Source organism: Methylocystis sp. (assembly GCF_051061285.1).
Lineage (GTDB): Bacteria > Pseudomonadota > Alphaproteobacteria > Rhizobiales > Beijerinckiaceae > Methylocystis.
The window spans coordinates 66283-90359 of record NZ_JBPFEA010000016.1; the positions used below are offsets into that span (position 1 = coordinate 66283).

The 24077-nt window shown below is 60.2% G+C and carries 20 protein-coding genes; 10 read left to right on the top strand and 10 right to left on the bottom strand.

Translation table 11 applies throughout. The features are described 5' to 3' along the window. Position 1: 1 nt before the first annotated feature. The 3 genes from ACR65T_RS05750 to ACR65T_RS05760 form a co-directional block, all read right to left on the bottom strand. Entirely contained in the window at positions 2 to 1609 is a 1608-nt protein-coding gene (locus tag ACR65T_RS05750; RefSeq protein ID WP_434495583.1) for a carboxyl transferase domain-containing protein, read from the bottom strand. 15 nt (positions 1610 to 1624) lie between these two features. Next, positions 1625 to 2794, bottom strand: coding sequence for an isovaleryl-CoA dehydrogenase (locus ACR65T_RS05755; protein ID WP_434495584.1), 1170 nt, complete (start codon positions 2792 to 2794; stop codon positions 1625 to 1627). A 108-nt stretch (positions 2795 to 2902) separates the two neighbouring features. Next, positions 2903 to 4504: a phosphoenolpyruvate carboxykinase gene (locus tag ACR65T_RS05760; protein WP_434495585.1), complete on the bottom strand. Its 1602-nt coding sequence runs from the start codon at positions 4502 to 4504 to the stop codon at positions 2903 to 2905. A gap of 289 nt (positions 4505 to 4793) precedes the next feature. On the opposite strand from ACR65T_RS05760, the gene ACR65T_RS05765 reads away from it, so the two are divergent. Continuing rightward, entirely contained in the window at positions 4794 to 5123 is a 330-nt protein-coding gene (locus ACR65T_RS05765) for a hypothetical protein (protein WP_434495586.1), read from the top strand. Here the strand turns inward: ACR65T_RS05765 and ACR65T_RS05770 are convergent. Further along, the gene (locus tag ACR65T_RS05770) at positions 5074 to 5733 is read right to left on the bottom strand and encodes a PRC-barrel domain-containing protein (protein WP_434495587.1); all 660 of its coding nucleotides are present in this window, start codon (positions 5731 to 5733) and stop codon (positions 5074 to 5076) included. The genes ACR65T_RS05765 and ACR65T_RS05770 overlap by 50 nt on opposite strands. 56 nt (positions 5734 to 5789) lie before the next feature. Between ACR65T_RS05770 and ACR65T_RS05775 the strand changes: the two genes are divergently transcribed. The 4 genes from ACR65T_RS05775 to ACR65T_RS05790 all read left to right on the top strand — a co-directional run bounded on the left by ACR65T_RS05775 (position 5790) and on the right by ACR65T_RS05790 (position 13077). Continuing rightward, the gene (locus tag ACR65T_RS05775) at positions 5790 to 7169 is read left to right on the top strand and encodes a glycosyltransferase (RefSeq protein WP_434495588.1); all 1380 of its coding nucleotides are present in this window, start codon (positions 5790 to 5792) and stop codon (positions 7167 to 7169) included. Further along, positions 7162 to 8304, top strand: a complete 1143-nt coding sequence (gene glf / locus ACR65T_RS05780; protein WP_434495589.1) for a UDP-galactopyranose mutase — start codon at positions 7162 to 7164, stop codon at positions 8302 to 8304. Before ACR65T_RS05775 ends, glf begins: the two co-directional genes overlap by 8 nt. A gap of 187 nt (positions 8305 to 8491) precedes the next feature. Next, positions 8492 to 11230: a glycoside hydrolase family 2 protein gene (locus ACR65T_RS05785; RefSeq protein ID WP_434495590.1), complete on the top strand. Its 2739-nt coding sequence runs from the start codon at positions 8492 to 8494 to the stop codon at positions 11228 to 11230. Between the two features lie 41 nt (positions 11231 to 11271). Beyond that, positions 11272 to 13077 carry an ABC transporter ATP-binding protein gene (locus ACR65T_RS05790; protein WP_434495591.1) on the top strand — a complete coding sequence of 602 codons (1806 nt, stop codon included), beginning with the start codon at positions 11272 to 11274 and terminating at the stop codon, positions 13075 to 13077. Between the two features lie 26 nt (positions 13078 to 13103). Here the strand turns inward: ACR65T_RS05790 and ACR65T_RS05795 are convergent, their stop codons facing one another. From ACR65T_RS05795 to ACR65T_RS05815, 5 genes are all read right to left on the bottom strand, one after another. After that, entirely contained in the window at positions 13104 to 14327 is a 1224-nt protein-coding gene (locus tag ACR65T_RS05795; protein WP_434495592.1) for a glycoside hydrolase, read from the bottom strand. A 33-nt stretch (positions 14328 to 14360) separates the two neighbouring features. Then, a complete protein-coding gene (locus ACR65T_RS05800) occupies positions 14361 to 15656 on the bottom strand; it encodes a family 1 glycosylhydrolase (protein ID WP_434495593.1) in 1296 nt (431 codons plus the stop codon). A 369-nt stretch (positions 15657 to 16025) separates the two neighbouring features. Next, positions 16026 to 16319 (bottom strand): HdeA/HdeB family chaperone, encoded by a 294-nt coding sequence (locus ACR65T_RS05805; protein ID WP_434495594.1) that lies wholly within the window; start codon positions 16317 to 16319, stop codon positions 16026 to 16028. A gap of 17 nt (positions 16320 to 16336) precedes the next feature. Continuing rightward, positions 16337 to 16633 carry an HdeA/HdeB family chaperone gene (locus ACR65T_RS05810; RefSeq protein ID WP_175093139.1) on the bottom strand — a complete coding sequence of 99 codons (297 nt, stop codon included), beginning with the start codon at positions 16631 to 16633 and terminating at the stop codon, positions 16337 to 16339. A gap of 312 nt (positions 16634 to 16945) precedes the next feature. Then, positions 16946 to 18085, bottom strand: coding sequence for a HupE/UreJ family protein (locus tag ACR65T_RS05815; protein ID WP_434495595.1), 1140 nt, complete (start codon positions 18083 to 18085; stop codon positions 16946 to 16948). A 270-nt stretch (positions 18086 to 18355) separates the two neighbouring features. On the opposite strand from ACR65T_RS05815, the gene ACR65T_RS05820 reads away from it, so the two are divergent. Beyond that, complete coding sequence (locus ACR65T_RS05820; protein ID WP_434495596.1) at positions 18356 to 18907, top strand: copper resistance CopC family protein; 552 nt, start codon at positions 18356 to 18358, stop codon at positions 18905 to 18907. Between the two features lie 130 nt (positions 18908 to 19037). Then, on the top strand, positions 19038 to 19604 hold the full coding sequence (locus tag ACR65T_RS05825) for a hypothetical protein (protein ID WP_434495597.1): 567 nt from the start codon (positions 19038 to 19040) through the stop codon (positions 19602 to 19604). A 33-nt stretch (positions 19605 to 19637) separates the two neighbouring features. On the opposite strand, the gene ACR65T_RS05830 is transcribed toward ACR65T_RS05825, so the two are convergent. Continuing rightward, complete coding sequence (locus ACR65T_RS05830) at positions 19638 to 20852, bottom strand: PepSY-associated TM helix domain-containing protein (RefSeq protein ID WP_434495598.1); 1215 nt, start codon at positions 20850 to 20852, stop codon at positions 19638 to 19640. 759 nt (positions 20853 to 21611) lie between these two features. On the opposite strand from ACR65T_RS05830, the gene bufA2 reads away from it, so the two are divergent. The 3 genes from bufA2 (at position 21612) to ACR65T_RS05845 (ending at position 23869) form a co-directional block, all read left to right on the top strand. Then, positions 21612 to 21869, top strand: a complete 258-nt coding sequence (gene bufA2 / locus ACR65T_RS05835; RefSeq protein WP_196400661.1) for a BufA2 family periplasmic bufferin-type metallophore — start codon at positions 21612 to 21614, stop codon at positions 21867 to 21869. A 460-nt stretch (positions 21870 to 22329) separates the two neighbouring features. Continuing rightward, a complete protein-coding gene (locus ACR65T_RS05840) occupies positions 22330 to 23016 on the top strand; it encodes a hypothetical protein (protein ID WP_434495599.1) in 687 nt (228 codons plus the stop codon). 175 nt (positions 23017 to 23191) lie between these two features. Then, the gene (locus tag ACR65T_RS05845; RefSeq protein ID WP_434495623.1) at positions 23192 to 23869 is read left to right on the top strand and encodes a hypothetical protein; all 678 of its coding nucleotides are present in this window, start codon (positions 23192 to 23194) and stop codon (positions 23867 to 23869) included. Positions 23870 to 24077: the final 208 nt, after the last annotated feature.

Sequence of the window (24077 nt, forward strand, 5' to 3'; positions counted from 1 at the left end):
CTCACATGCGAAACAGGCCAAAGCGCGTTTCTTCGATCGGCGCCTTCAGCGCGAAGGATAACGCCAAACCGACAATCCGTCTCGTGTCGAGCGGGTCGATGACGCCGTCGTCCCAAAGTCGGGCGCTGGAATAGAGCGGCAGGCTCTGCCGCTCATATTGCTCACGAATCGGGCGCGCGAAGTCCTCTTCCTCTTCTTCCGAGAAAGCCTTGCGCTGTTTCTCCATGGCCTCGCGCTTGACGCGCGTCAACACGCTCGCGGCCTGCTCCCCGCCCATGACGCCGATGCGCGCGCCCGGCCACATCCATAAAAATCGCGGCGCGTAGGCGCGTCCGCACATGGCGTAGTTGCCGGCGCCGAAACTCCCGCCGACGATGATCGAGAGCTTCGGCACCGCGGCCGTGGCGACGGCCGTCACCATTTTGGCTCCCTCCTTGGCGACCCCGGCGCTTTCGTACTTCGCCCCGACCATGAAGCCCGTCGTATTGTGCAAAAAAAGCAGCGGTATTTTTCGTCGCGCGCAAAGCTCGATGAAATGCGCGCCCTTTTGCGCGCTCTCGGGAAACAAGACGCCATTGTTGGCGACGATCCCGACAGGATAACCGTAGATGTGCGCGAAGCCTGTCACCAGCGTCGGGCCATACAGCTTGCGGAATTCTTCGAATTCGCTGGCGTCGACAAGGCGCGCGATCACCTCCCGGATGTCGAACTGCTTGCGGGGGTCCTGCGGCAGCAGACTGTAAATCTCGGCGGGATCGTAGCAAGGCTCCGCAGGCCTGCTCACCGGCACTGTGATGGCGCCGCAAGGTCCGAGATTGCCGACGATCTCCCGCGCGATCTGCAGGGCATGCGCGTCATTCTCGGCGCAATGATCGGCAACGCCGGACCGGCGGCAGTGAACGTCGGCGCCGCCGAGCTCCTCGGCGGTCACAACTTCGCCCGTCGCCGCTTTGACGAGAGGCGGACCCGCCAGGAATATCGCGCCTTCGTTGCGCACGATAATCGTTTCATCGCTCATCGCCGGAACATAGGCGCCGCCGGCGGTGCACGAACCCATGACGACGGCGATCTGCGCAATGCCGCGTGAAGACATCGTGGCCTGATTGTAAAAGATCCGGCCAAAATGATCGCGGTCGGGAAAAACATCCTCCTGGCTCGTCAGATTGGCGCCGCCTGAGTCGACGAGATAGAGACAGGGCAAGTTGTTCTGCGCGGCGATCTCTTGCGCGCGAAGATGCTTCTTCACGGTCAGCGGAAAATAGACGCCGCCTTTGACCGTGGCGTCATTGGCCACGATCATGCATTCGCGGCCGCGCACCCGCCCTATGCCGGCGACGACTCCGGCCGCTGCGACACGCCCGTCATACATGCCGTAGGCGGCGAATGGCGCGATTTCGAGAAAGGGCGAGAAGGGATCGACAAGCGCGTCGACGCGCTGACGCGCGAGCATTTTGCCGCGCGCGAGATGCCGCTTACGCGCTTGCTCGCCGCCACCCACTCGAATATCCGCCGCGATCCGCTTCAGCTCGGCGACGCGATCAACCATCGCTTGGTGATTATTCGTGTAATCGGCGTCTTTCGGATTAACAAGGCTATCAAGGCGGGGCATATCTCTAATCCAAAGTCAGGCTGTCTCCTGAAAGAGTTCGCGCCCAATCAACATGCGGCGGATTTCGCTTGTTCCCGCGCCAATCTCGTAAAGCTTGGCGTCGCGCAATAATCTTCCCGTCGGATATTCGTTCATATAGCCGTTGCCGCCGAGGCACTGAATGGATTCAAGCGCCATCCATGTCGCGCGTTCAGCGGCGAAAAGTATCGCGCTCGCGGCATCCTTCCTCGTCACACGGCCGCGATCGCAGGCCTTGGCGACCGCATAGACATAGGCGCGCGTGGCTGTGACCGCCGTATACATGTCAGCGAGCTTGCCCTGCATAAGCTCGAACTCGCCGATCGGCTGTCCAAATTGCTTGCGCTCGTGCACATAGGGAAGCACGACATCCATGCAGGCCTGCATGATTCCAAGCGGACCGCCCGCAAGCACCGCGCGCTCGTAATCCAGGCCGCTCATCAGCACAGTGACTCCGCGCTCGGGGAGGCCGAGCACGTTTTCTTCGGGAACCTCGCAGTCCTCGAATACGAGTTCGCAGGTGTTCGAGCCGCGCATGCCAAGCTTGTCGAGCTTCGCGCTTGATGAAAATCCGGCAAAGACGCGCTCGACTATGAAGGCGGTTATGCCATGCGGGCCGGCTCCCGGATCCGTTTTGGCGTAAACGATCACGACATCGGCGTCGGGACCGTTCGTCACCCACATCTTGCTTCCGTTCAGGACATAACGATCGCCGCGCTTCACCGCGCTAAGCCGCATGTCGGTGACGTCGGAGCCCGCGCCAGGCTCCGACATCGCCAGCGCGCCGACGTGGCGTCCAGAGACGAGATTCGGTAGATACCGCCGCTTCTGTTCGTCCGAGCCGTTACGATGGATCTGATTGACGCAGAGGTTGGAATGGGCGCCGTAGGACAATCCGACCGACGCCGAGGCGCGGCTGATTTCCTCCATCGCCAGCACATGTTCCAGATAACCCATGCCCGCGCCGCCATATTGCTCATGCACGGTCAGACCCAGCGCGCCGAGCGCGCCGAGCTTGGGCCAGAGATCCGGAGGAAAAGCGTTTTGCGCATCGATCTGCTGCGCCTGCGGGGCAATTTCCGCCGTCGCGAAGGCTTCGGTCGCGCTGCGCACGCGGTCGGCCACGTCGCCAAGATCGAAGTCAAAAGTAGGCGTCCAATGGCGCATGCGCATCCTCCGACGGCGCACCAAGATAGAGCCTATATTTCACGAATCGGCGAGGTTTCAAGTTGGCGCGCGCTTGCGCGGCCCTGTTTGGCGCGAGGCGCTTGCTGACTATCCGACGACGCCCGGCTGGGCGTCGAGCACCTGCTGGTCGACGAAGGGGGCGAACCGGCTGAAGTTGGCCTCGAACATTCCGATCAGCCTTTTCGCCATCTGGCTAAATTCTTCGCGCGAGGACCACGTCTGGACAGGATCCAGCATTTTCGAGTCGACGCCCAGCGCAGACGTCGGCGCGCACAGACCAAAGGATGGATCCATCCGGAAGTCGGATTGCGCGAGGGAGCCGTCAAGCGCGCCCTGAAGTAAGGCGCGCGTCGCCGCGATCGGCATCCGACGTCCGATCCCATAGGGTCCGCCCGACCAACCGGTGTTCACCAGCCAGCAGTTCGCTTCGCTGGAACAGATGAATTCGCGCAGCAGGTCGGCGTATTCCGTTGGCCGGCGCGGCATGAAGGGCGCGCCAAAGCATGCGGAGAACGTCGCCTGGGGCTCTTTGACGCCGCGCTCGGTTCCCGCGACCTTTGCGGTGTAGCCGGACAGAAAATGATACATCGCCTGCGCGGGCGTCAGACGCGCGATCGGCGGCAGCACGCCAAAGGCGTCGCAGGTCAGCATCACGATGTTCCGGGGATGGCTCGCGCGACGCGTCTTCGAAGCATTGGAGATGAAGTCGAGCGGATAAGCGATCCGCGTGTTTTCGGTTTTCGAATCGTCGTCGAAGTCGAACCGACCGGCGCCGTGATCGTACGACACATTCTCGAGGATCGCGCCCCGACGATGAGACGCGGCGTAGATATCGGGCTCGGAGTGTTGCGCGAGCCGGATCGCCTTGGCGTAGCAGCCGCCTTCGAAGTTGAAGAGACCGCTCTCGTCCCACCCATGCTCGTCGTCGCCAATCAGGCTGCGCGTCGGATCGGCGGAAAGCGTCGTCTTGCCTGTCCCAGAAAGCCCGAAGAACACCGCTGATCCGCCCTCGCCGTCATTGACGGCGCAATGCATCGGCAGCACGCCTTTCGCGGGCAGAACATAGTTGAGATAGGTGAAGATCGACTTCTTGATCTCTCCCGCATATTGGGTGCCGCCGATGAGCACGACGCCTCTCGACAAGTCCATAGCGATCACCGTGCCGGAGCGGCAACCGTGGCGTGAGGGGTCAGCCTGGAACGAAGGCAAGTCCAGAACCGTTAGTTGCGGCTCGAAACCTCTCGCGCTCTCAACCGGAGTGAAGAGATGCCGCGCAAAGAGCGAATGCCAAGCGTATTCTGTCAAAAGACGAATATTTAGCCGATGCGCTGGCGCCGCGCAGGCATAGAGATCCTGAGCGAAGAGCGTCATTCGACGCGCGTGCGTCAGCATGTCTTGACGCAGCCGGCCAAATTGCTCTGGCGTCATCGAGAGATTGTTGTCCCACCAGATCGTCGGTTCGGTCAAAGCGTTGCAGACGATAAACTTGTCGTTCGGCGATCGCCCCGTGTGTGCGCCGGTTTCCACGACCAGTCCGCCCGTCGAGGATGCGACTCCCTCCCCGCATCGGATCGCTTCGCCGTAGAGCTCGCTCGTCCCGCAATTCCGGCGAGCCTGTATAGAGAGGTCTAAGTCTTCGATCGCACAATCCCCGACGTCGTCTACTCGCCACATCGTCGTGTTCGCCATCCCGAGTTCTTCCTCACCGGCTCGCTAACATGCGACGCGAAATGCGTATGACGCGCCAGCTAAACGCAAGCACTTTTTTGGAAATAAAGCGTAAATCATTCAAATCAAGCCGCCGTAGGCGTTCCGCTGAAAGGCATGCGGACAGCGACGCCCAAGGCTCAACAAAGAGGTCTGCCGAACGCGTCAGCCCCATCGCGACCTGCGATGTCCTGGCTTTTCCGCAATTGGAACAACGACGACGTCAGCGGGTTAAGGCGAGGCTCGAATGATTTCGAGGATGGAGGCAAGAATGGCGACGCCAGAACTGGAGCGGATCCGACAATCGGAGCGCCCAATCAGCGAAACTGCTGCGGTCATGGGCGACAAAGCAATGGCGGCGGCCGACAGAGTCGGGCAACGCATCAATCAGACAATGGAGCAAGCCGGATCGGCGATATCGACGGTGCAGGAGAAGGGCAGCGAAGTCGCCGGACGCGCCGGCGATGTGATCGGCAACTTCCGGCAGGCCATTGAGACGTCGGCGCGCAGTCAGCCAACGACGACGGTGCTCATGGCGGTGGCTGCGGGATTCATGCTGGGCGCGATGTGGAATTCGGGCGGCAGCTATCCGCGCGACTGAAGTTTGGCGGGTGAATGATGGCCGGCGCATGAGCGTCGGCCATGTTCAGCTTCGATGCAGCGCACCAGGGTCTTGCGCCCCCCGCAGATGGTAGGACGCTCGGCCAATCGTCGGCTTGAAGCGCCGATAGGGCGTCGAGTTCCTTCCTTGACATTTTGCTGTGCGCGAAACCGCCCATGAATTCAACGCGCGCCGGATCGACGGCGCGCAACGTCTCGCCAACCCCGCCCGTTCCATATTGCGCGATGACCACATAGGCGAAACCGCGCTGATCGCGTTTCAACGTCAGATCAACGATAACGCCGATTTTTTCGCCGCTCGCGTCTATGACATTAGCGCCAACGGCCGCCGACGCGGAAAAAAGCGTGGGCGCGTTGCCCGCCTGGCTGCTCTTGCGCACGGCGTTGTTGCTTCCGTCCTCATGCCTGGCCTGCCTGCCTAACCACCGCCACACCCCAATCAAGTTGATCCCTGTAAGGAATAGGTTGGTGAGCAGGAGATTGCTCTGATGGGCGCAGGTCGCCGTCAAGCTCCAGGCGACGGAGCCGATTGCAAACACGGCGAAGCCCCAGCCCGTGACGCGCGCGCCGGCGTTGGCGGCCGTCATCATCGCGGCGATCATTGTTGCGGCTGGCGCGATCCAGCCTAACGCCCATTCCCACATAAATGACCGCCAACGGCCCCGAACCAACCGCCGTCGCTAGCCGCCGTTCGTACGGTCCGCCTAAAACGCGCCGGCAGAGACGCTGTTCCGACAGACGCCCGGCGCGGGGGCGCACTCGCCTCGTCCTCGCCGTTCCCCGCCAACCCTGTCCAACTGTTCATAATGCCGGAACAAAGTTGCTGAACGCGAGTTTGTTCAGGGAACTCCAAAAGCACAGAAATCGGCAAGGCTTGAGGTGGGGCATGATGTCAGTTCCAAGTCATCTGTTTTGCTTCTCTCATCTTCGTTGGAATTTCGTTTATCAGCGACCACAACATCTCCTCAGTCGAGCAGCTAGAAATCTCGGCGTCTTCTACGTCGAAGAGCCCATCTTTTCTCAAGATGATGCAGGCGTAAAAATCCAAAGGGATGAAGCCTGCGGCGTTGTTGTCGTGACGCCAGTTCTTCCCGAAGGTCTCACAACAGACGAAATCACGAACGCGCAACACCGCGTCGTGGACAGCTTGCTGGCGCAAGTGCGGCCTTCGCAATGGGTCGGTTGGTACTATACGCCCATGGCGCTTCAATTTACCCGGCATCTCTCTCCCAACCTGCGCATCTATGACAATATGGATGAGCTTTCCGCGTTCGCTGGAGCGCCGCAGGGGATTCTCGATCTCGAACGAGAGCTGATGGCCAAATGCGATCTCATGTTCGTCGGCGGACAGAGCCTGTACGAATCCAAACGTAACCGACACGACAACATTCACGTTTTTCCCAGCAGCGTCGACACCGCTCACTTCAAGAGCGCGCGAGAGCGCAGCGTTGACCCCGACGATCAAAGGGCGATTCCACATCCCCGCATCGGATTCTTTGGCGTCATCGATGAACGCATGAATATGGACATCGTCGCCGGCATCGCGGCGCTGCGCCCGCAGTGGCAATTGGTGATGATCGGTCCCACCGCGAAGATCAGCCCGCAGTCTCTGCCGCGCGCCGAAAACATCCATTGGCTGGGGTGCAAGCAGTACCGGGAGCTTCCGAACTATCTTTCGGGATGGGACGTCGGAATCATGCCATTCGCGATGAATGAAGCGACGCGCTTTATCAGCCCGACGAAAACGCCCGAGTTTCTTGCTGCAGGCGTGCCGGTCGTTTCAACGTCCATCACCGACGTCGTTAACCCCTACGGCGCGGCCGGGCACGTGGAAATCGCATCGAACGCCGAAGAGTTCGTCGCCAAGATCGATCTGTTGCTTAGGCGGCCGAAGGCGCACTGGCTCAGTGCGGTCGATGCGCATCTTGCGGAAATGTCGTGGGACAAAACCTGGGCGAGGATGATGCTGCACATCGCGAGCGTCGGCGCCGAATCCAAATCAGCGCGGGAGGGGCAACTTGTTTGACTGGCTTATCGTCGGGGCGGGCTTCGCGGGAAGCGTGCTGGCCGAACGGCTCGCGTCGCAGCGCGACGAGCGTGTCCTTCTTATCGATCGTCGGCCGCACATTGGCGGGAACGCGTATGACCGCTACGACGACGCCGGCGTGCTTATGCATCAATACGGCCCGCATATCTTTCATACCAATTCCGAAGCGGTCTTCGAGCATCTTTCTCAGTTCACGCGTTGGCGCCCGTACGAGCACCGCGTACTGGCGAACGTGGACGGCATGCTCGTGCCGATCCCGATCAACTTGGACACCGTGAATCGCCTCTATGGTCTCTCCTTAGATTCCAACCAACTTGCGCAGTGGTTCGCGAGCCGCGCGGAACATTGTGAGGAGATCAAAACGTCCGAGGATGTCGTCGTCAGCACGGTGGGGCGAGAACTCTACGAGAAATTCTTTCGCGGCTACACCAAAAAGCAGTGGGGCGTAGAGCCGTCGCAGCTGGACAAATCCGTCACGGCGCGGGTCCCCACGCGCCTCAATCGCGACGACCGCTATTTTGGCGATGAATACCAGTTCATGCCGCTGCACGGCTATACGCGCATGTTCGAACGAATGGTGGACCACCCCAACATCAATGTCATGCTGCAGACCGATTTCGAGGAGCTGCGCAACGAAGTCTTCTATCGGCGACTGATCTTCACCGGGCCGATCGATGAATATTTCAACTTCCGCTTCGGCAAGCTGCCCTATCGGTCTCTGCGCTTTGAACATGTCACGCTCGATAAGCGGCAGCATCAACCCGTGGCCGTCGTCAATTATCCGCAGACCGAAGCCTATACGCGGGTGACGGAATATAAGCATCTCACGGGTCAGGAACATCCTAAGACAAGCTTGACCTATGAGTTCCCCAGCGATGCAGGCGATCCCTATTATCCCGTGCCGCGCCCGGAAAATGCGGAAATTTACAAGCGCTACGAAAAGCTTGCGATCGCGCAGCAAAATGTCTGGTTTGTTGGCCGGCTTGCGACCTATCGCTACTACAATATGGATCAGGTCGTCGGACAGGCGCTCGCAACGTTCCGACGGATCAATAAGGAGATCCCGGCTCGTAACAGCGCGGCCTTCGCGACAGCCTCAGTTGCCGCCGAATAGTCGAGTCAAGAAGGCGATGCGCTAAATTCAGCGGCGCTGCGCAGTCCGGCTAAGCTTGAGTCGTGAATAAAAATACTGCGCGTTTTGGCGTTCGCTATGTAGAAAATCGTCTGTGGATCGCTCATTGTTATATTCGACCAACGCATCGATGCTCCGGCGCCGGCACTTTTGGTCGAGGTGAGGTTAGGTGAGCGCAGCGCGCATATCCCTGGACGGGTTGTGGGACTTTAAATATCTCGGCTATGGCGCCAAGCCGGCCGAGAGCCGGACGATTCTTGTCCCCAGCCCTTGGCAAGCCCAATTCGCCGATCTGCGCATGCGCGGCGGCGTCGCTGTCTATCGCCGAGACGTCGAGATTCCGGAAGAATGGCTAGAGCAGCGCGTCTTTCTGCATTTCGGCGCGGTTTTCCATATCACCCATGTGTTTGTTAACGGCGCATTCGTCGGCAGCCACGTGGGCGGCTTCCTGCCGTTTCATTTCGACATCACGGATCGGATCGTCAACGGAAAGGCCGAGATAAAGGTGAAGGTGGAAAGCCCCACCGACGATCCGTTCGAATTCCCTACGACGCCATTCGCTGAAATGCCGTTCGGCAAGCAGAGCTGGTACGGCCCACTCTCCGGGATATGGCAGTCCGTGTATCTCGAACGGCGGATCGCCGATCACGTAACGACGGTGCGCGTGCGTTCATCGCTGGCCAGCGGAGAGATCTCGGCGCATGTGCGCTTCGAGAGCCCGCTCACCGACGCCGCCGAGGTGATGATTACGGTCTTTGACGCAGAAGATAACGTCGTGGCGCGGTCTTGCGCCAAGCTGGCGCCCGGCGTCGAGAACGCCATCGTTTATTCGTTTGTGCCTGCGCCTCACTGCTGGTCGCCTGACAGCCCCTATCTCTACCGTCTGCAAGTCTCGATGATGCGCGAAGACGTCATCGTCGACCAAACCGAGACGACATTTGGTTTTCGCAGCGTCGAAACCCGCGACGGAAAATTGTATCTCAACGGCAAGCCCTTCTATCTGCGCGCCGCTCTCGATCAGGACTACTATCCCGACACGATCTGCACTCTGCCCTCCGTCGAATTTCTCGAGGACAGATTTTGCAAGGCGAAGCAGCTCGGGCTGAACGCCCTGCGCTGCCACATTAAAGTGCCGGATCCGCGCTATTATGAGGTTGCTGATCGCCTTGGCCTGCTAATTTGGGCGGAACTGCCGAACGCCGGGGATTCGACCGAACTCTCGCGAGAGCGCAAGGAACTCACGCTGAAGGGCCTTATCGATCGCGACGGAAACCATCCCTCGATCTTTTGCTGGACGCTGATCAACGAGAACTGGGGCGTCGACCTTGTCCATGACGCCTATCACCGCGCATGGCTGAAGAAGCTGTACCTGTGGCTCAAATCCTACGATCCGTCCCGGCTTGTCGTCGACAACTCCCCTCTGGCGCCAAGCTTTCACGTACAAACTGATCTCGCGGATTTTCATTTCTATGCCGCCATTCCCGATAGTCGGGAGGACTGGGATCAGTTCGTCGAGGAACTCGCTGGAAGGGCCGAATGGCTCTTCAGCCCCGAGGGCGACGCCGTCATCACGGGACAGGAGCCGCTGCTATGCTCGGAATTTGGCAATTGGGGGCTGCCCGACCCTGAGAAATTAAGAGACGCGGCCGGCGCCGAAGCCTGGTGGTTCGAGACGGGCCACGACTGGAGCGAAGGCGTCATGTATGCGCATGGCGTTCGCAACCGATTTCAAGACTGGAGTCTCGATCGCGTATTCGGGACGTTCGAAAGCTTCGTGGAAGCGACGCAATGGCAACAGTTTCGGGCGCTGAAATATCAGATCGAGGCCATGCGTCGGAAGCCGCAGATCGCCGGCTACGTCATCACCGAGCTGACTGATTGTCACTGGGAGGCGAACGGCCTTCTCGACATGCGCTCGAACCCGCGCGTTTTTCACAATCTGTTTCACTCGATCAATGCCGATACGGTTGTTCTGCCCACACTCGATCGACCCGCCTATTGGTCGGGCGACGCCGTTCGCCTCTCGCTCTGCGTCGCGCATGGCGGGCCAAATCCGCTGGAGCCGGCGGCTCTCGACATATCGGTCACCGAGCCGATGACGTTGGAAATCCCCTCCATCGCGCCCGGCGCTGTGGTTGATCTCGGCCTGATTTCGGTGAAACTGCCGGTCGTCGAGCATTCCTGCCTGCGCCGTCTCACCCTGCGCTTGCGCTCTCTCGACGGACGACTCCTCGCGAGCAATGACGTCGAGATTGCCGTGCATGCGCAGCTTCGACCGCCGGAGCTTTCGCTGTGGTCGTCGCAGGATGACATTCGGGATCAGTTGCAGGCGCTTGGCTATGGATTGGCGGAAGGCGCCGAGACGGCGGACGTCGTTGTCGAGACGCAAGCTTCCGCCGCGCTCGCGGCCTATGTGCGCGCCGGCGGCCGAGCGGTTCTCTTGACCGAAACGCCGGGCTCGCTCACGCCATTCTTTCCGCACTGGCAGAACGTCAAGGTGGTGGCGCGCGACGGCACGCTTTGGCGAGGCGACTGGGCGTCCTCCTTCGCCTGGCTTCGACGACAGGGTCCCTTCGCCGCAATTCCCGGCGGGCCTTTGCTTGACCACGCGTTTGATCGTGTGATCCCGACGCATGTCATCTCCGGCTGCAATCTCCTTGACTTTCAGGCGCGCGTTCACGCGGCGCTGGTTGTCGGGTGGATTCATCGTCCGGCTGCAATTGCAGTCGGACGCAATTACGGCACAGGCCGCATCGTGATCGCGACCTTCAAACTGTTCCGTGATCCTCCGGGAGAAGATCCAACCGCCGCGGCTTTGCTTGGCGGGCTGATCGAGGCTGCGGCGCGAAGCGCCGTTCCGGCGCCTGCGATCTCCAAGCTCGAACCCGTGGGTTGGGAAGACCTTTAGGCGAGCTGGCGCGTTATAGCGCCATGCATTCTGCGCAAGACATGTCAGACGTCGCGGTTTATCGCCGGGCGCTGACATACTTCCTACAAGACCGGGTGCGGATCGCCGTGCTTGTCGCGATGATCGCGGTCTCCGTCAGCGTCGGCCTCCTTGAGGCGTGGCCACTGGCGGTGCTTGTCGACTCCGTGCTTTCCAGCGAGCCGAAAGGCAATTGGATACACAGCTACTTCCTCGCCGTATTGCCGAAGGACAAGCCGGGGCAGATCGCAGGTCTGGTGGCGATCGGACTGGGATTGCAACTCGTCGGATATACGGCCTGGATGGGCCGCATGATGATCAACTATTACCTCAATTATCGCGGCACGACGCGGGTGCGGTTTGATCTCTTCACCAAGCTTCAAAATCTTGGCCTCACCTATCACCGCAGCCGACCGCAGGGCGATTCGATCTATCGTCTGACGACAGACGCCTTCGGCCCGTGGGGCATCGTCGACGTGGTGATCGGAACCTCGGTTGCGGCCGTAACGCTCACCGTGATGACCACTATTCTTTTGTCTCGAAACGTCAGTTTAACGCTTGCGGCGTTTACCGTCGCCCCCTTCATGATATGGAGCAACTGGCGATTTGGCGTCAGAATCCACAAACGCGCGCTTGACTCGAAGCAGATCGACGTCGATCTGACCGCGCATATTCAGCAGGCGATGACGCGTATACCTTTGGCGCAGGCGTTTCGTCGCGAGGCTTTCGAATTCAGACGCTTCTCCGGCGCGGTCGGCAGAAGCGTCGAGGCGCTGCTGAGTTTGAATTGGCAGGAACAGCTCTATCCTCTCGCGCGCGACGGCATCCTATCCGTTGGCGGCGCGATCATCCTCGGCTATGGAGGCTGGCTCGTTTACCGCGACCAGTTTCTCGCGCCCATCGCCGACGGAATGACCGTCGGGACGCTGCTCATTTTCATCGACTACTTGCGCAAGCTTTGGGACCCGCTGAAATGGCTCAGCGAATTCTTCGCCAAAGTGCGCATCTTCGAGGCCGCGTCGCGACGGGTTTTTCGTGTGCTTGACGAACCGGAAGCGGTTGTCGATACGCCGGCGGCGCGTTGGATTTCCAGTAAGCCGCGAACTCTGACGCTCGAGCGCGTGAGTTTTGACTACGGGGGCGGCAAGCAAATTCTCACCGACGTTTCGGCGACGATACGGCCGCGCCAGATGGTGGCTTTCGTCGGAGCGAGCGGCGCCGGCAAAAGCACGCTGTTGAGTCTCATGCTTCGGTTCTACGATCCAACGAGCGGGGCGCTACGCTTGGATGGCGTCGACTTCAGGGATGTACGGCTCGAGTCGCTGAGAGCGCATTTCGCGCTCGTCGCGCAAGACAGCCTCGTGCTGCCGGCGACCATCGCAGAAAATCTCGCCTATGGCCGGCAGAGCGCAACGCGAGCGGAAATCGAACGAGCGGCCGAAGATGCGGGCGCCGCCGAATTCATTCACCCTCTGCCTCATGGCTATGAGACCGCGCTCGCCGAAGGCGGCGCGAATCGCTCCGGCGGTCAGCGGCAGCGGATCGCCATCGCGCGCGCGCTGCTGTCCGACGCGCCGTTCCTCGTTCTTGACGAACCAACGAGCGCGCTCGATCCCGAGCAGGAGCGGCGGCTGATAGGAACGCTGCACCGACTAAAGGGATCACGCACAATCATTCTCGTGACCCATCGGCTGGAGTCGGTTGTCGATTGCGATTGCATCTTCGTCATGAGCAAAGGACAAATCGTCGAACGCGGCGCGCACGACGCGCTCATCTCTTCAGGCGGCGCTTTCTCAAAAGCGCGAAGTCGTGCTGAAGCGGCGGAGTGACGTCTTTGCACGCGAGGAGCGGGCATTCACCTCCGCGTGGCGTAGCGCTTCGCTTTGCTGCTCAAGAGATCGATCCGCGGCTCGCCGCGACATTCAGCCTCCTGCTTCGCCTGATGCAGCGCTTCGAGCGGCGCTGCGCCTTGAAGCGCCTCGGCCATCGGTTCGCATAGAAGCCGGCCTGCGCCGGGATCGCGGTGACAGAGCGGATCCCACAGGCCCATAGGCGTCCAGAGATCGCGATCATGCCACTCGGGCATGCCCAAGATCGGGTAAAGGCACGCCCCGCGTAAGGGCACGTTCTGCAGCAGGAGCGTGTGGCAGGCGCTGACCACTTCGCACAGCCACGGTCCACGATTGTCCCCGACGTGGCTGGTCTCCGTGATCATGACGTCGCGGCCGTATCGCTTCCAGACGGAGAGAATGAGATCCGAGAGCGGCGCTCGGCGCGAATCATCATCGTCAAGCGGCGGCACGTTGCCGTCGGCGTTGGGCGCGTCGTTCAACTCCCACTGATTGGTCCAGTAATAATTGATTCCCACTACGTCCAAATGTTCAGGACTGCCGCCGAGTTCGGGCAGCAGCCTGCCGCACAACATGTCCCAGCTTTGAAACACAAGCCTGTTATTGAAATCATGCGCCTGAGCAGCAAGATCGGGCCTGTCCTTGGGACAGACGACGCGGCACAAGGGATCGACGCTGACGAAACGCGCATCGGGACAGGCGGCGCGGATCGCATTGATGCCGGCGATTGCGCCGCGCGCGAGCGCGACCTTCAGCTCCCAGCCGCGTCCCGACCCATATGGCGCGAACAGCGCCTTCTCGCCGCCGGCATAGGCCATGAACGAAGGCTCATTGATCGGCGTGAAGACGCAGCGACCATCCATGCGCGCGGCCACGAAACGCGCCACCGCATAGCAGTAGTCGGCAAATCGCCGGACGAACGCCTCGGACCAAAGGTCGACGTCCTGAGGGAAACCATAGTGAAAGAGGTCCCATATGACGCCCACGTCATGACGCTTTGCGGCCTCAATGAATGGTGCGAGCGAGGAGAAGTCGTATCGACCGCGGCAATCGACGAGCGGCCAACGAACGGTCTCACGCGCGGCGTGCAAGCCCAGTCGCGCGATGTCGGCATAGTCTTCGTCGACATTGGCGTCGTGACCTGTCGCGACGACTTGATCAAACCACTCGCCGTGCCGGTTGAAGCCTGTCGATCCTTCAAAACCAGCCAGAAAGAAGCTCTGAAACATGCCTTCGCTCCCCGATTGCTCGTGGAGGCTGCGCTACGGCAGCCGTGGCGCTGGCGCGAGCGGACCCACCGCGTCCGCGCCGCCGGATGTCAGTCGACGATAGGCGTCGACAAGGGGCGTCTCAACACGGTCCAGCCGCCCCGATGGATCAGGATCGAGATTCCAAAGCCCCATCTGCAAGAGATGATCGTGGAGCGGCCGCAGCCCCTGACGATAGGCCCACGTCACGAGCGCGAACATCGGCCACCACGTATAGCCCACCATCGGAACGCCCTTCGCGCGCAGCATCTTCACCGCCTCGACCGAGTCGGTGAGCCAGGCCTGCCGCTGTCTCACCGAACCTTTGGTCGCGGTTTCCGAGATCATGATCGGCGCGCCGTAACGTTCAAAATACATCTCGCCGATCTTCGTCAGGAGCGCGCCGGAGGCATAAGGCATTCGAATGCGCAGCCGCCCGAAACGGTCGCGCGACATCCGCTTGAGCGTGAAGATCGGGTAAAGGTTCACGCCAATGACAGAAAGCTCAAGCGGGCGTTCGCGAAAGGCGTTCAGCGCGGGTTCCGCGGCGCCCTGCTTGAGAAGCCAGGTCCACAGCGGATGACGCGCATCGACGCGCCCGCTGATGAGATCGAGCGCAAGGAACACAATCGCTTGACGCCGCTCCACCTCCTCGGCCAGCGCCGGGTCGCTCGACTCGAAAACATCGGTGGCGTCGACATGAAAGGCGACGATATCCGGGTCGACTTCGTGCAGCCCGCGGGTCGTTTCGACGATTCCGCGACAGATCGACAGCATCACCGCAACGAAGCTTGGCCAGCTGCGCCCGTACGGCGGCCACCAGCCCAAACGTCCGCAATACCATGCGGTGATCCGCGGCTCATTCAGCGGCGTGTACCACCTGATCCTTCCCCGGAACCGTTCGGCGAGTCGCGCCGCGAACTCCGCGACGCGGCTTGGATAGTCCTCGTTGAGGAAGGCGTGCTCCATCCAATGCGGCAAACCGTAATGCACGAGATCGACGATCGGGTCGATGTTAAGTTCCAGCATGCGCCCAAGCGCGGCGTCGACGAAGCTGAAATCCCAGACCTTGGGCTCAGGCTGTACGCGATGCCAGGGCACGCCATAGCGCGCGCAGGAGACCCCCAACCGCGCCATCAGCGCGATATCCGCGTCCCACCGCCGGTAATGATCCGTCAGCTCATATTCGTCGAGCATGCGCCCGGTTCTCGGATGCGGAGCGGTGATGAACGTGTCTTCAACGCCGGTCGCCCACAGAAAGGCGCCAGGCGCAGTGAGCCGATCGAGTTCCCTTGCGCTCGGAAGCATCATGCGCGGTTCATCGACGCGGCGGCGGCGAATGGCTCGCCGGCCCGAGGGTTGCCGCGGTGGAACAACAGGCGGCGCTGGCGCGAATCCGATGGCGCAGGAGCGTCGTTCATCGCAGGCGTCCTCCGTCTCTTCGCCGTGTATCGTTCGTGAGCTGCCGCATTCGCGCGCTCACGCTCGAGACTGCAGCGGCGGGCTGGCCCCTACCTTAACCCTAAAGATCGACGTCGGTTCCGGCGCGCCGGCGCATCACGTTCTGGCTGCGAAGAGAGCCGGACGACGGCAGACTGCCGCGTTGGAGCTGTGAGTGATGAAATTCATAAAGAAATGGCAAAGCGCACGGCCGACTCCTGGCCGTGCGCCTCCTTCGGGTCAGCGGGCGTTCTTCTGGATCGCCTCCATGAGCGAAGAATTGGGCTTCTTCTTGCAATAATGCGTGATCTTATCCGTATTGCGTCTCACGTAGCGTGAATCGATCACGGTGATATTGTTCTTGGAGCTGAAATAGCCCCTCATCCAGTTGGCGACAAAGTCCTGGGTGTCTGCGTCATATTCGGCGAACTGCTTGCAGGTGATTTCCGACATCTCGATCGTGACCTGCGCGTTGGCCGGGACGGCGAGGGCGACCGCGGCTAGAGCGCCTGCGAAAATAAGTTGGCGATTCATGTGGTTCCCCGTTCCTGTTACTTCTGCTCAAAAGCGCGCTGCAGACCCGCCATGACCGACTCATTCGGATTGGAAGCGCACCAGCTCTTCACGCTGGCGGAATTTTTCCGGAATAAGTTCACGTCGATAAAGGTTCGGCCGCTTTTCTGCGCGAACCAGCCGCCCATAAAGGCGCCGAAGTCTGCTTGGTCGTCGGCCGGCATCGCCAACAATTCCCCGCAGGTGATGCGGGTCATGTCGATCTTGACCTGCGCGTTGGACAGCGAAGGCGCGAGCGCTCCCGCCGCGGCAAGCGCAAATATCAGCTTCCTCATAAGATTTCCTCCGATAAAACCAGATTTCCGAAGCGCCGCCTCATCCCGCGGCTTTCGCAGGGCAAGGGGCTCGTCAACGCTGGCGGTTCCGACGATCGCCGGCGCCTAACGCCCCACCCCGGCGCACTTGAACTAAACATTAAAAAAATGAAAGTCCATCGGTGTGATTTGACCATCCTTAGCCGCTCCGGAGCCTTTCCGTTTTGCAGGCCTGGGCATTTAAGCTTTTCCGGGCATCATCAGCCAACTCGCCCTTGTGGTCGGTTTCACTTTTAAAAACAGCGTTTAGAACGCAGAGCCTGGATAACTTCCCTAGCCCAGCTCGGAAACGCGCACAAAAAACCAATAAGCGCCAAAGCAGGCGATAATCGCTGAGCAGACCTGAACGAGAAGCGGACTGCGCTGACCGCGCGTGAAAATCTTATCGGTCATAAGAAGTAAGGGGAGAACGATGAGCACGACGCCGATCTGCCCAACTTCGACGCCGATGTTGAAGCTCGCCAGCGCCGGCACGATGGCGCGCTGAGGAACGCCGAGTTCGATCAGGCCACTCGCGAAACCAAAGCCATGGATGAAGCCAAACGCGAATGTGTCTCGCCAGCGACCGTCGACCTTGCGCGTAAAGAAGTTCTCAACTGCAACGTAGATGATCGACAGCGCGATGGCGATCTCCACCCAACGGCTCGGCAGATTGACGAGTTCAAGCGCCGCAAGCGACAGGGTGATCGAATGCGAGATGGTGAACGCCGTCACGATCTTGACGACGGGCCAGATGCGCGTCGCCCAAAGCATCACGGCGATCAGGAAGCACAGATGATCATAGCCCGTCACGATGTGCTCGACCCCGGCGGACAAAAATTTCGGCGCAAGCTCCCAAGGCGTCAGCAGCGGCTTGGAGAGATCGATCATCGGGTCGCCAGGATAGATCATGACTTGCCCGGGCGCCGGCTCCCGGCCCAGGCGCTGCGCCTCGGTCAGATTGGATTCATCGCTCTTCTCCCCGATGCTGACGAGATGTTTCGCACGCGGTCCCTGCGCATCAAGAAGTCTGAACGGATTGTAAAAAATCTGTCCTTGAACCGCGCTGCAGTCCATCCGCAACACGACTTTTGAGTCATAAGGATTGGTCGGATCATCGCCGACCGAAACGACCGTGCTCGCGCAGGTCTGACCTTCCGCATTCTGCAGATCGACGCGCGTCTGAATGAACTTGCCGATCATGCCCTCGATCACGCCGGGCTCGGTGAGATCGACATCGTCGCTCTTCGGTTTGTTCTCGGCGAACATGCGCTCGATGTCGGTTCCGAGAAAGCCGACCTCGACACGATAAAGACCATGCCCTGCCGGCACGATTCGGCTGCTGGAAATATTCGCCGTATGGGCGTGCGCCGCCGGCGCACTCGCGAAAAACGCCACAACGACAGCGACCGCGCCGTTCAGCAACCACACCATCGGGCGGACTCCCTTGACGCGCCGCGCGCCTGCGGCGTATGCACTTTGCCTAAAAGATGCATATCGAGGGAGAGGCGCAAGCTCAAGTCCATCAGCGCGGCAGCCTTACGCGAGGCGCGCTGAACGTTATGCGATACGATTTTTTGGCGACGCGGCGGAATGGCGTCGCTGGTCAAGTCTGTGACAAGATGAGCAATCGGCGTCTCGCGGCCCGACGCATCTTTGCGCGCGAGCGGGCTCGGAAATGATTATTGAATCGGACTTCGCCCCATGACGAAGAGCGGACAGGCAAGATTCTCCCGTCGAAAAAGCCTTTCCTGGATGTCGGTCGACCGGCATGCGCGCCTGCTATCGCTTGCTGGCGTGATCCTGTCAGTCGGCGCGACGCCTGAACCCGCCACAGCGTATGGAGCTGTCTCTGATTCCCCACGTCGCGATCAACAGCTTGGCCCTGCTCCGGCGATGGAACTCACCGCCCCCTCGCATCCGCCGCGAGAGCCGCAACGCCCGGCGATCATTCTGGCGCATGCGATCGTTGTCCGCACCTCCCCCGCGCAAGGCGGCGTCGGCGCCGAAGACATCGGAAAAGTGGAAGTGTGGTACGACGCCGGCATTCGCGACGCCTTTGCCGCATTGGCGGTTGTAAGCGCATCGGGCGAAAGGGTCGACAAGCGCGACGCGGCGATCGATAGCGCCGATCCAAGCCATGTATCGGTGAGCGTGAACCGGTTGACTCCCGGTAAATATACCGCTCGCTATCGGGCGCTTTCGGCTGACGGCCATCTCGTCAGCGGCGCCTGGGAGTTCGAGGTGCGCCCGTGATGCGCGTCCTTGAGGCGCGCCGGCAAGCGCGGAGCGCGTATCGAAGGCGCGAGGGCGCGCAATTGGCGGTTATGATCAGTGGATTCATGCGAAAACCGCTCTTCGGCGTAAGGGAAGGAAACAGAAAGCGATGAGTCCTGGCCGTCTGAACGCACTGGTTTTCATAGGCATCGTGCTGCTGATTGGCGTCAACGGCGCGGCGTTTTCCTATCGCCTATGGGGTCCGGCCCTCAATCAATATGTGGACGACTTTTGGAAGGCGCATACGCTAAGACCAGCCGTGAAGGCGGGCGATCGCACGATTTCGGAATGTCTTGGGGTCAGCGATTTCTACTCCGTGCACCTCACGACATATTTCCTGCCGGACTCCGAAGGGAGCGCCGGAGGGCCGACGGACGATTTGAGCAAATATGCCGAATATTGCGATCGTGTGCCCGGAACGGGCAAGTTGATTTTTTCCGTCACCCTCATGGAAAAAGACGCGAGAAACGAATCCGTCGCGCTTTCCTTCTATCAAGTCGATACGGATGGCGGTCTCAAACAGATCAATGCTCTGCCGTCTCGGCCCCGCCCAAGCGGCTTTGTGACTTTGGACGCGAACGTCGCTCACAAGGGGAAATACCTGCTCAAGCTCGCCTTTGGCGAGGCGAAGAACGCCGAGGACACCATCGAGATGCCGATTTTCGTCGGACAATGATCAGAGCTTTGCAAAGCGAACCGGCGCGATTATTCAATATCTCGCGCGCCTTTGCGCGCGGCGCTTTTGTCGCCACCGCAAAAAGCCCGTGACGTAAAGCGCAAGCGGCGTCAGCCCGACAAATAGAACGATCGAACGTCCGACAGCGCCGAAAGCTTCGCCCGAATGCAGCGGGAACAGCCATTCCAGAAATTTTTCGCCGGCGGTGAAGCCATTGCGATCCTGGACATCGAGAACCTTACCACTGTACTGGTCGACGCCGACATTTCGGCTTGTTTTGGTTCGGTTGGGTTCATCGTCTGATTGCTTGCCGACGACATAGACGCCGCTTGGCGCGCTTGGCAGAAGAATCCAGTGGAGCCTTCCATCTGGAAAGATTTTATCGGCGGCCGCAACCGCCGCGCCGACGCCGATCGGCGATTGGCCTGGAAGCGGCTTCGATTTTCCAAAATCAACTTTAGGACGCACCGGAGAAAACAAGGTCGTCACCGACCGCGTCGCCGGCTTAAAGATCATGGCTATTCCAGTGGATAACATGACCAGCAAGATGGCGGCGCAATAAATGCCGACGCTTCGGTGCACGTCATAGGCAAGTCTTTCGGCGCTGGCGCCCCATTTGATTTTCAATCCCAGTCGCCAATCGCCATTGAGCGGGAACCACAGATAAAGTCCGACGAGAATGGAAAAGAAAACAAGTATGGCGAGCGAACCGAGGATATAGGCGTTGTTGAATCCAAGCAGCAACGTCCAATGGAAGGTCATGAGAAACGGGATCAGAGGCTGCGAAAACGGCGTGCCGCGATGCTGATAAAGGCGCTGCCCTTTGACCTTCGCCGTGTAGGGATCGACGAACAACTGATATACGTCGGTCTCAAGATCGTCCGTCTCAACCATATAGGTTATCGCCGCAGCCGAGCCCGGATGGCGTGGCATCGTCAGTCTTTCCGCCTTGCCGTCGGCCGGCATCGCCGCGTAAGCGGCGTCGAGAATGTCGTCCGGCGAGCGGTAAGAAGCCTGCGCTGGCGCATCAACGCGCATGATTGAAGCGTTCAGCAGTTCGTCGATATCCTCGCGAAACGCCAGAACCGCGCCGCTGAGCCCGACCAAAACGAACACGGCCCCGACGAAGAGGCCGATGGTTCGATGAAGCTGCAGAAAGACCTTGCGTGCGACTTCGCGCCGACGCCCAATACGCGACGACGACGCCGCCCCTCTGTTGGGGCGGGCTTCGATCGTTCTCTCAATCATTGCGTTAACTTCGGTCCGCCAGCGCTTTCGCGCCTCCATCGCATCCAATCCCACCCGTTTCGGGCGACCCTGTCAACTGAAGCTGCGGCGCTCCGGCGACGCCATATCTGACGTCACGCGCCATCAAATGCGCCAAGCTAATGAAAGCGGTCGGCTCTTGCAGGCGACCGCAGCTTCGGCCTCATGGCGCAGTCCTAATGGCGCAGTCCTAATGGCGCAGTCCTCATGGCGCTGGCCTCATGGCGCTGAATGCGGTCAGCGCCGGCGCATCCTTTGCGATGACATCACTTCTTCTCGCGCCGCTCGACGAGCAAAAAAACCATGCCCCCTATCGCGACGATTGCCCATGTCACAACGGCCAGGAGCCATGTTTGTCCCGCTCTACATTTCGCCTTACCGTCGCCTTCCCGCGAATTACGCCCTCAATTCGCGCGCGTGCTTGGCTGAAGTTCGCGACGCCTTGCAGCGCGCCGCCCGCGCGCGAATCTAAGGCGACTTTAATGGTCACGCCAGCCTAGTATGAGTAATATAATACAGCATCATACTAAGAATATCAAGCAATTCAGCTCCGAACATGGTTTTTCGAACGCTCGCCGCAAAGTCAAAGGGCGGGATGCGTCGCAGACGATGGCGCTTGTCTCCGACTTTCGCGAAGTTCTCCTTTGGTTGCCATTATCTTCAGGTCATGCTTGCTTTCCACGTGAGGGCGAAGCATGCCGATTGCCTTCGAGAAGAGTCCGAAAACGAAGAGGGGGAAAAATGAAAAATGATGTGTGCAAGGGTGCGACGCTGGCCGTTGCCGCTGTTTCAATCGTTCTCGCTGGCGCTGCGCCGCCCGCAAAGGCGGCGTCGACGGGCAAAGTGCATTGCCTCGGCGTCAATAGCTGTAAGGGCAAGGCCGACTGTCACTCGCCCAAAAACGCGTGCAAGGGCATGAACTCCTGCAAAGGCCAGGGCTGGGTCTTTAAGGAGACGGCCGCGGCCTGCGAAGAGGCAGGCGGTAAGGCTCTCGACTGACCCTCGCCTCATAGGACGGCGCGACCGCCATGCACGCCGGCGCGCTCGCCTCTTGACCTGGGGCGGACGTTTGGCGTGCTGCCGCGTCATTGCTTTGCAGCACGCGTCACTGATCGCCTGAGCGGCACGGTGAGGAACACCGAGCCCCGCGAGAGGGCGTGTAGCGGCGATCGCCCGTATCGGGTTGGAGATCCGCGCGATCGAGCGTCAAGCTTGATCGCGACGGCGCACATTCCAAAACATTAGCTCAGCCCCGACGCGGAAGCCTCGCGGTTTGCGCACCGCAATGCGAATCCCCCTCCGGACTTTTATTTTTTTGCTTCCAAACTCCAGCGTCTGCCAGGTGGAGCGCGCGGCCAAGCCTAGAGCAAAGTTTGGGCGCTCGGCGGGGATCTTTGCCGGCGGCAAACGGCCGCTAATTAGATCTTGTCTTTTGGGGCATCGAAGTTGAGAGGCGAACATGTCGATAACGGTCGGCGAATCCACTTTTCCCGAGCGCGCCAAGCAGGGCGGCTTGATCGATGATGTTGGCGGCGTTGCAGCCGTCATCCTCGCAATTTTCGGACTCATCGGCATCGAGGCGCCGATCATGGCCGTGATCGCGACAATTGTGTTCGGCATCACGCTCCTGATCCAAGGCAACGGCATGATGTCTGAGTATGCCAGATGTTCTGTTCGGCTCGGCGGCAAGTCTTCGATCAACGGTTTCGCCGCCAGCAGCCGTTCGGCGGTTATTCTGCTTGGAGGCGGCGGCATCGCTCTAGGCGTGCTTTCGCTACTGGACTTCGACTCGGCAGTGCTGACGCCAATCGCGTCAATCCTGTTCGGGAGCGCGCTGGTCTTGAGCAGCGTCTCTGTGTGGCATCTTAATGTCGTCAGACGCGCGTCCAAGGGCGAGGAATCTTCGCGAGACATTCTCGCAAACCAAATGGCTTTTGATTCCGCCGGCATTCAGATCTTTGGCGGCTTCGCCGCTGTCGTGCTCGGCATTCTTGCCGTGTCCGGGACTAGGAATGACCTTACGTTCAACCTCGTAGCGCTGCTCATTCTCGGCTCCGCGCTCGTGCTGAAGGGAGGCGGCCTGAACGCCATCCTCCTCAGCTTTATGCGCTCAACTACGCGGCGGCCGCCGACTCCGCGCGCATGACGCGCAAATTGAACCGACCTTGCGCGGGCTGCGACTTGGCTTGCGGTCTAAAAACGAGCTGCATTAAGCATGAGCGGCGTAACGCGCTGTAGATCTTGACTAGGTGAATCCCGCGCTATGTGGAGTCGCGCGCGCTATTGCATGTGTGCAGATATCGAAGTCTGGAGGCACTGTCATGTCCATTACTTCTCGGGAGTCGACATTTCGTGAAACGGCGGCGTATGGGGGCCTGATCGACGCGATTGGCGGTCTAGCCACCGTCGTTATCGCCATCGTTGGATTATCGGGCGTGAATGCCCCGATGATGGCGTCAATCGCCACGATCGTCTTTGGCGCCGCGTTGTTGATCCAAGGCGGAACCATGCTGTCGGAATACGCCCAGATTATTTTTCCAGCAGGCTCAAGAGCCACGAATGTCGAGGGATTTGGCGGCAGCAGCCTGTCCGTCGTCTTCCTCGCCGGCGCGGCCGGCATCGTTCTTGGCGTGCTTTCGCTGCTCGGCATTGAGCCTGCAGCGCTAACGCCGATCGCCGCGATCGCGTTCGGGTCTGCCTTAATTCTGAGTAGCAATGCTGTGTGGCAACTGCATGTGCTCAGCCAAGAGTCGCTGAGGAGCAGAAACCCGGCTGGCGCCGGCGGCAGTGAAATTCTCGCGAGCGAGATGGCCTTTGGCTCAGCAGGCATTCAGGCGCTCTCGGGTTTGGCCGTGATCGTGCTCGGGATTCTCGCGATCGCGGGCGCGGCGAATGATCTGACCCTCAACCTTGTCGCGTTGCTCGCCCTTGGCGCGACGATCGTGTTCACGGGCGGTAGCCTGAGCGCCACCCTGCTGAACTTTATGCGCGCGCCTTAACAGGTCGCGCGAGCGCCGCCTGACGGTGCGAGGATCGCAAACTCGCATCGTCTTCTCCCTGGCCGCCGCAATCCGGGCCGGCGGTCTCGGCGTATTGTTGTTGTTCAGTTTTTTTTGCACCTGTTCCGGCTGTGAACGGGGTTGCATTTTTCGATGTTGATGACCTGGGTCCCTGTAGCGGACCGTCTGCCGCCTTGTATTCCGATGA